Here is a 7,294-nt window from a genome sequence, read left to right on the forward strand (position 1 = left end):
CATCGTCGGCGGCGGCGGCCGCGTCTTCCGCGGCGGCGTTGTCGGCGGCGAGCTCGTCTGCGGCGACGTCGGCGGCGATGTCCGCCGTGTCGTCCTCGGCGAGCGGCGCGACGAGCGAGTCGTCGGTCGCGGGAGCCGTGGGCTCCGTCACCGGATCCGCGGCACCAGCCGGGAGATCGAGAGCGGAGGGGTTGTGGTCATTGTTCTCATCGGCCATCTCTGGCGTACTCCCTGCACGGGCACCGGGTGCTCCGTGAAATCTCATGCGGTACCCGCGGGTTCCGCGAACTCAATCGGCGTGCGACCGGCTCTGGGCTCTGGTCGCGTGGGGCATGGGCCCCGAAGTCTGCGTCGATGCGTGTCGCGGCGGCGCCGTTCATCGCATCACAGGTCATTATCGCACCACATGGCCCCGTTCGCGGCATCGGTGATGATGGCGCGTTTTCCCCGGGGCCGTTCTCGCCCCATCCATAGCACTCGCTGAGATAATCCTGAACATGAGCGAGCAGCGCACCCGCCCCGTCGTCTACGCCGTCTGGTTGATCGTCGCGGCCGTCATCGGGTGGTTCGCCGCCTTCCAGCTCACGATGGACAAGTTCATCCAGCTCGCCAACCCCGACGCCGACCTCAGCTGCAACGTGAGCGTCATGATCCAGTGCGGGAAGAACCTCGGCTCGTGGCAGGGCGAGGTGTTCGGCTTCCCGAACCCGATCATCGGCATCGCCGGCTGGATGGCGCCGCTGTTCATGGGCGTCGCCCTGCTCGCCGGCGCCCGCTTCCCCCGCTGGTTCTGGCTCACGTTCGGCGCCGGAATCACCTTCGCCTTTGGGCTCGTCTGCTGGCTGATCTGGCAGAGCCTGTACGCCCCCAACCTCGGCGTGCTCTGCCCCTGGTGCATGCTCACCTGGTCTGTCACGATCCCCACGTTCTTCGCGACCATGCTCCACCTCACCCGCAACGGGAGCTTCACGAGCAACGAGAAGACCCAGGCCCGCGCGAACCGCCTCATGGCGTGGGTGCCGCTCGCGACCGTCCTGGCCTACGCCGTGGTGATCCTGCTCGCGCAGCTGCGCGGGCTCGACCTGCTGGGCGAGGTCATCGGCATGGTCTTCTGAGCCGGCCGCACGCACGACGAAGCCCGTCCGCCTTTTCGGCGGACGGGCTTCGTCGTGTGGTCGTCAGTCGAACCAGATGCCCAGCTCCCGGGCGGCCGACTCCGGGCTGTCCGAACCGTGCACCAGATTCTGCTGCACCTTCAGGCCCCAGTCGCGCCCGAAGTCGCCGCGGATCGTGCCGGGCGCGGCGGTCGTCGGGTCGGTGGTGCCGGCGAGCGAGCGGAACCCCTCGATGACCCTGTTGCCCGCGAGCCGGATCGCGACGGAGGGCCCCGACATCATGAACTCCAGCAGCGGCTCGTAAAACGGCTTGCCCTCGTGCTCGGCGTAGTGCTGCGCGAGCAGGTCGCGGTCGGGCTCGACCAGGCGGATGTCGACGAGCGCGTAGCCCTTCGCCTCGATGCGGGCGAGGATCGCGCCGGTGAGGCCGCGGGCGACGCCGTCGGGCTTGACGAGGACGAGGGTTTCTTCGGTGGCCATGTCATTCACTCTCTGTCTGAGTCTCGGTCGAGGGCTGAGCGGGACGTCGTGCGTCGAGCCGAGCCCCCATGATGGTCGCATACGCCCACATGCCGCCGAAAATCAGCACGACGAGCAGCACCGCCGGCACGGCGATCGCCGCCAGGGCCACGATGATCTGCACGATCCAGCCGGCGGCGATCGCCCCCGGCTTCGTGATGAGTCCCGCGATCACGATGCACGCGAGGGCCAGCACGGCACCGCCGACGATGCCCCACCACTGCTCGATGCCCGCCGGCAGCGCCTTGAGGCCGAACAGCGTCAGACCCACGAGGAACACCACGATCGCCTCGAAGCCGAGCACGATCGGGGCGAGCTTCTGCACCAGTGTGCGCGGCGGACGGGGCCGGCGCGCGGGGCGGGAGGACGCGGCGCCGGCACTCATGCGCGCCACCCCGCCTTCCAGTCCTCGTCCTCCGAGAGCGCGATGGCCTCCCCCGCGAGCACGACCGATCCGGCGATGATCACCGCGCGGCGGTCGGAGGCGGCCGCCCACTCGCGCGCCGCATCGGCGGCGTCGGCCAGAGACGGGTGGACGGTCGCCCGGCGGCCCGACTGCTCGACGAGGTCGGCGATCATGTCGGCGTCGCTCGCACGATCCGACTCGGGCGCGGTCGCGAACACGTGCGCCGCGGCCGGCGCGAGAGTCGCCACGATGCCCGCCGCGTCCTTGTCGGCCAGGATCCCCAGCACCAGACCCCACTCGTCGAAGTCGAAGCTGTCGTCGAGGGCCTGGGCGAGCGCGGCGGCGCCGTGCGGGTTGTGCGCGCCGTCGACGATCACCGTCGGCGCGATGCCGAGCAGCTGCAGCCGCCCCGGCGAGGTGCTCCCCTGCAGGCCGTCCGAGATGATGCCGCCCGCGATGGCCTGCGAGGCACCGCCGATCAACGACTCCACCGCCGCGACCGCGAGGGCGGCGTTGTGCCCCTGGTGCGCACCGTACAGCGGCAGGTACTCCTCGGCGTACTGCCCGGCCAGGCCGCGGATCGTGAGCAGCTGCCCGCCGACCGCGAGCTTCTGCTCTGCGAGACCGAAGTCCTCGCCCTCGAACGCGATGGTCGCGTGCCGTTCGGCGGCCACGCGACGCAGCACCTCGGCGGCCTCCGCGGGCTGCTGCGCCGAGACGACCGCTGCGCCCTCCTTGATGATGCCGGCCTTGACCTCCGCGATCTTCGCGATCGTGTCGCCCAGGCGGTCGGCGTGGTCGATGTCGATCGGCGCGAACACCGCCACGTCGCCGTCGGCCGTGTTCGTGGAATCCCACTCGCCGCCCATGCCCACCTCGAGCACCAGCACGTCGACCGGGGCGTCGGCGACCGCGACGAAGGCCAGCACCGTCAGCAGCTCGAAGAACGTGAGGGGTTCCTCGCCTTCGGCCTCCAGCTCGGCGTCGACGATCGCGACGAACGGCTCGATCTCGTCCCAGGCGTCGGCCACGGCCTCATCGGCGATCGGCTCGCCGTCGATCATGATGCGCTCCGTGAAGCGCTCCAGGTGCGGGCTCGTGAACAGGCCCGTGCGCAGGTCGTGCGCGCGCAGCAGGCTCTCGATCATCCGTGCGGTCGAGGTCTTGCCGTTCGTCCCGGTGATGTGGATCACGCGGTACGTGCGCTGCGGGTCGTCCAGGTACTGGAGCACGCGGGCCGTGCGCTCCTTGCGCGGCTGCACCCACCGCTCCCCCGCGCGGCTCAGCAGCGTCTCGTAGACGGCGTCCGCCCTGTCCCTCGCGCTCATGCGCCCACCCTCTCCAGGTTCGTGTCGATCGTGACGATCAGGGGCGCCTTGCCCGCCCCGAGGGCCTTCGCCCCACTGCGGTGCACGCCGTCGCCGGGGCTCGTGACCTCGTCGACGAGACGGTCGAGCTCGTCCGTGGACTGCACCGCGAACGCGACGGCGAGGGTCTCCGCGGCGATCAGCTCGGCGTGCGCCTCCAGCGCCGGAGCCTCCGCGGGCGCCGCATTCAGCGCCAGCACGATGCGGTCGCTCACGTCGAGCCCCGCGTTCTTGCGCGCCTCCTGCACCACGCGGATCGCGTCGCGCGCGAGCCCCTCGGCCTCCAGCTCCGGCGTGGTGCGGGTGTCGAGCAGCACGAAGCCGCCCGACGGCACGATCGCCAGGGCCTCGCCCTCGGGCCGGCCCGTCGTCTCCAGCACGAGCTCGTACTCCGCCGGCTCCAGCGCGATGCCGCCGGCGGTGACGACGCCGTCGCTCTCCGACCAGTCGCCCGAGCGCGCTGCCTGGATCGCCTTCTGCACGTCCTTGCCCAGTCGCGGACCGGCCGCCCGCGCGTTCACGCTCAGCCGGTGGCTGATGCCGTACTCCGCCGCGGCGTCCTCCGTGAGGGACACGAGCTCGACGGACTTCACGTTCAGCTCCTCGCGGAGGATGTCCTCGAACTGCCCGAGGTCGCCCGCCAGCGGCGACACGACGGTGAGGCGCGCGAGCGGCAGCCGCACGCGCAGCTTCTCCTTCTTGCGCAGCGCGTTGCCCACGCTCGACAGCTCGCGCACGGCGTCCATCGCGTCGCGGATCTCGTCGGCCGCCGGGAACTGCCCGGCGTCCGGCCAGTCCTGCAGGTGCACGCTGCGGCCGCCGGTGAGGCCCTGCCACACGCGCTCGCTGACCAGCGGCACGAGCGGGGCGGCCACGCGGCACAGCGTCTCCAGCACGGTGTAGAGCGTGTCGAACGCCTCGCGGCTCTGCGGGTCGTCGGTGACGCCCACCCAGAACCGGTCGCGCGACCGGCGGATGTACCAGTTGGTCAGGACCTCGGCGAAGTCGCGCAGGCGGGCCGACGCGGTGGTCGAGTCGAGGCCTTCCAGGTCGGCCCGCACCTCGCGCACCAGATCGCCCAGGCGCGCCAGGATGTAGCGGTCGAGCACGTCGGTGGAGGAGGTGGACCACGACGCCTCGTACCCGCCGTCGCCCGACGCGTTGGCGTAGGTGGCGAAGAAGTACCACGAGTTCCACAGCGGCAGCAGGAACTCCCGCACGCCGGAGCGGATGCCCTCCTCGGTGACGATCAGGTTGCCGCCGCGCAGCACGGCGCTCGACATGAGGAACCAGCGCATGGCGTCGGAGCCGTCGCGGTCGAGCACCTCGGACACGTCGGGGTAGTTGCGCAGCGACTTCGACATCTTGTAGCCGTCGCTGCCGAGCACGATGCCGTGGCAGCTGACGCCCGTGAACGCCGGGCGGTCGAACAGCGCGGTCGACAGCACGTGCATGACGTAGAACCAGCCACGGGTCTGGCCGATGTACTCCACGATGAAGTCCGCCGGGGAGTGCGAGTCGAACCACTCCTGGTTCTCGAACGGGTAGTGCACCTGTGCGTACGGCATCGAGCCGGAGTCGAACCACACGTCGAACACGTCCTCGATGCGGCGCATCGTGCTCTTGCCCGTCGGGTCGTCGGGGTTCGGGCGCGTCAGGTGGTCGATGTACGGCCGGTGCAGGTCGACCTCGCCCTCCGGGTTGCGCGGCAGCGTGCCGAAGTCGCGCTCCAGCTCCTCCAGCGACCCGTACGCGTCGACGCGCGGGTACTCGGGGTCGTCGCTCTTCCAGATCGGGATCGGCGAGCCCCAGTAGCGGTTGCGGCTGATGGACCAGTCGCGCGCGCCCTCGAGCCACTTGCCGAACTGTCCGTGCTTGACGTTCTCCGGCACCCAGGTGATCTGCTCGTTGTTCGCGAGCATGTCGTCCTTGATGTCGGTGACGCGGACGAACCAGCTCGACACGGCCTTGTAGATCAGGGGGTTCCGGCACCGCCAGCAGTGCGGGTACGAGTGCTCGTAGCTCTGCAGGCGCACCAGACGCCCGTTGTCGCGGATGATCCGCACGAGCGGGCTGTTGGCGTCCATCCACAGCTCGCCCGCGACATCGGTCACGTTCGGCAGGAAGCGGCCGCCGTCGTCGAGCGACAGGATCGTCGGGATGCCCGCGGCCCCCGCCACGCGCTGGTCGTCCTCACCGTAGGCGGGCGCCTGGTGGACGATGCCGGTGCCGTCGGTCGTGGTGACGTAGTCGTCGACGAGGATGCGCCAGGCGTGCTGGGTGCCGTAGGTCTCCTCGTCGGCGTAGTAGTCGAACAGCCGGTCGTACGTGATGTCGGCCAGCTCCGCGCCGCGCAGCGTCGCGTCGACCGCGGCCGCCGCCTCCTCCGCGCTCTCGTAGCCGAGGTCCTTGGCATAGCCGCCCAGCAGGTCCTTCGCGAGCAGGTAGCGGTGCGCCGACGATTCGACGGCGACCAGGTCGGCCGAGGGCGCGCCGCGCCCCTGATGCACGTCCGCCGCGCCCGCAGGCCCCGCGGGGAGCACGACGTACTCGATGTCGGGCCCCACGGCGAGCGCGAGGTTGGTCGGCAGCGTCCACGGGGTGGTCGTCCAGGCGAGCGCGCGCACGCCGGTGAGCCCGAGCGCCTCGGCCTTGGCGCCGGTGAGCGGGAAGGTCACGGTCACCGACGGGTCCTGGCGCATCTGGTACACGTCGTCGTCCATGCGCAGCTCGTGCGCGGAGAGCGGGGTCTCGTCGCGCCAGCAGTACGGCAGCACGCGATAGCCCTCGTAGGCGAGTCCCTTGTCGTACAGGGTCTTGAAGGCCCACAGCACGCTCTCCATGTAGCCGAGGTCGAGCGTCTTGTAGCCGCGCTCGAAGTCGACCCAGCGCGCCTGGCGGGTGACGTAGTCCTGCCACTCGTGCGTGTACTTCAGGACGGACGAGCGCGCCTTCTCGTTGAAGACGTCGATGCCCATCTCCTCGATCTCGCGCTTCTCCGTGATGCCGAGCTGCTTCATCGCCTCGAGCTCGGCGGGAAGACCGTGCGTGTCCCATCCGAAGACGCGGTCGACCTTCTTGCCGATCATGGTCTGGAAGCGCGGGAACACGTCCTTCGCGTAGCCGGTCAGGAGGTGGCCGTAGTGGGGCAGCCCGTTGGCGAAGGGAGGGCCGTCGTAGAACACCCACTCGGGGGCGCCCTCGCGCTGCGCGATGGAGGTGCGGAAGGTGTCGTCGGTCTTCCAGAAGTCGAGCACCTCCTCCTCGATCTGCGGGAAGCGGGGGCTCGGCGCCACAGTGGCGGCCTGGTCGGCGGCGGGTCCGAAGGAGGAGCGCGGGTAGGTCATCGTGTCTCGCAGTGGTCGTCGTGGCGGATGCTGCTGCGAGGACGACCCTCGCGGACCGCGGTACCACCTCGCGTGCCGCGCCGTGCGACGCGACCACTCTCACTGCGGCTGTGACGGGCCTGCCCCGCTCGGTTCTACTGAGCCACGGCGCGGGGCCGGGACCGTTCTTCCGAGAGCTCCCCGGTGATGGCCGGATCGATGCTCGTGCTCCCAGTGTACGCGGATGCGGCACCCCGGGACCACGGCATCGGGTCAGGGGCGCGCGGTACCGGCCGCGGCCAGGAGCTCGCGCGTGAACGGGTGTCGCGGCGCGGCGAACACCTCGGCCGTCGTGCCCTGCTCGACGATGCGCCCGTCCTGCATGACCAGCACCTCGTCGGCGATGGCGCCCACCACGTCGAGGTCGTGCGAGACCAGGACCATCGTCAGCCGTCGCTCCCGCTGCAGCCGCGCCAGCAGCCGCAGCACGCGCTCGCGCACCGAGGGGTCGAGCGCGGACACCGGCTCGTCGAGCACCAGCACCTCGGGGTCGGCGGCGAG

General features: G+C 70.7%; 7 protein-coding genes. 1 reads left to right on the forward strand and 6 read right to left on the reverse strand.

Going from position 1 to position 7,294, the window contains the following annotated elements; genetic code table 11:
- Positions 1–217: hypothetical protein (locus DW297_RS19015; RefSeq protein ID WP_205812787.1), on the reverse strand; the 217-nt coding region annotated here is incomplete at its 3' end.
- Positions 218–497: 280 nt separating this feature from the next.
- On the opposite strand from DW297_RS19015, the gene DW297_RS15510 reads away from it, so the two are divergent.
- Entirely contained in the window at positions 498–1,115 is a 618-nt protein-coding gene (locus DW297_RS15510) for a vitamin K epoxide reductase family protein (RefSeq protein WP_136034030.1), read from the forward strand.
- Between the two features lie 63 nt (positions 1,116–1,178).
- On the opposite strand, the gene ndk is transcribed toward DW297_RS15510, so the two are convergent.
- The 5 genes from ndk to DW297_RS15535 form a co-directional block, all read right to left on the reverse strand.
- Positions 1,179–1,595 (reverse strand): nucleoside-diphosphate kinase, encoded by a 417-nt coding sequence (gene ndk, locus DW297_RS15515; RefSeq protein ID WP_136034032.1) that lies wholly within the window; start codon positions 1,593–1,595, stop codon positions 1,179–1,181.
- A gap of 1 nt (position 1,596) precedes the next feature.
- Entirely contained in the window at positions 1,597–2,019 is a 423-nt protein-coding gene (locus tag DW297_RS15520) for a DUF4233 domain-containing protein (protein ID WP_240744651.1), read from the reverse strand.
- Positions 2,016–3,368: a bifunctional folylpolyglutamate synthase/dihydrofolate synthase gene (locus DW297_RS15525; protein ID WP_136034037.1), complete on the reverse strand. Its 1,353-nt coding sequence runs from the start codon at positions 3,366–3,368 to the stop codon at positions 2,016–2,018. The genes DW297_RS15520 and DW297_RS15525 overlap by 4 nt, the downstream gene beginning before the upstream one ends.
- Positions 3,365–6,754: an isoleucine--tRNA ligase gene (ileS, locus tag DW297_RS15530; RefSeq protein WP_136034039.1), complete on the reverse strand. Its 3,390-nt coding sequence runs from the start codon at positions 6,752–6,754 to the stop codon at positions 3,365–3,367. The genes DW297_RS15525 and ileS overlap by 4 nt, the downstream gene beginning before the upstream one ends.
- A 252-nt stretch (positions 6,755–7,006) precedes the next feature.
- Positions 7,007–7,294: ABC transporter ATP-binding protein (locus DW297_RS15535; RefSeq protein ID WP_240744652.1), on the reverse strand; the 288-nt coding region annotated here is incomplete at its 5' end.

Source organism: Microbacterium sp. PF5, from assembly GCF_004794315.1.
Classification (GTDB): Bacteria; Actinomycetota; Actinomycetes; order Actinomycetales; family Microbacteriaceae; genus Microbacterium; species Microbacterium sufflavum.

What these genes read in the sequence shown, in the direction of transcription:
- DW297_RS15510 (WP_136034030.1), top strand. Translation starts at nt 498, where the DNA reads ATGAGCGAGCAGCGCACCCGCCCCGTCGTCTACGCCGTCTGGTTGATC.
- ndk (WP_136034032.1), bottom strand. Translation starts at nt 1,595, where the DNA reads ATGGCCACCGAAGAAACCCTCGTCCTCGTCAAGCCCGACGGCGTCGCC.
- DW297_RS15520 (WP_240744651.1), bottom strand. Translation starts at nt 2,019, where the DNA reads ATGAGTGCCGGCGCCGCGTCCTCCCGCCCCGCGCGCCGGCCCCGTCCG.
- DW297_RS15525 (WP_136034037.1), bottom strand. Translation starts at nt 3,368, where the DNA reads ATGAGCGCGAGGGACAGGGCGGACGCCGTCTACGAGACGCTGCTGAGC.
- ileS (WP_136034039.1), bottom strand. Translation starts at nt 6,754, where the DNA reads ATGACCTACCCGCGCTCCTCCTTCGGACCCGCCGCCGACCAGGCCGCC.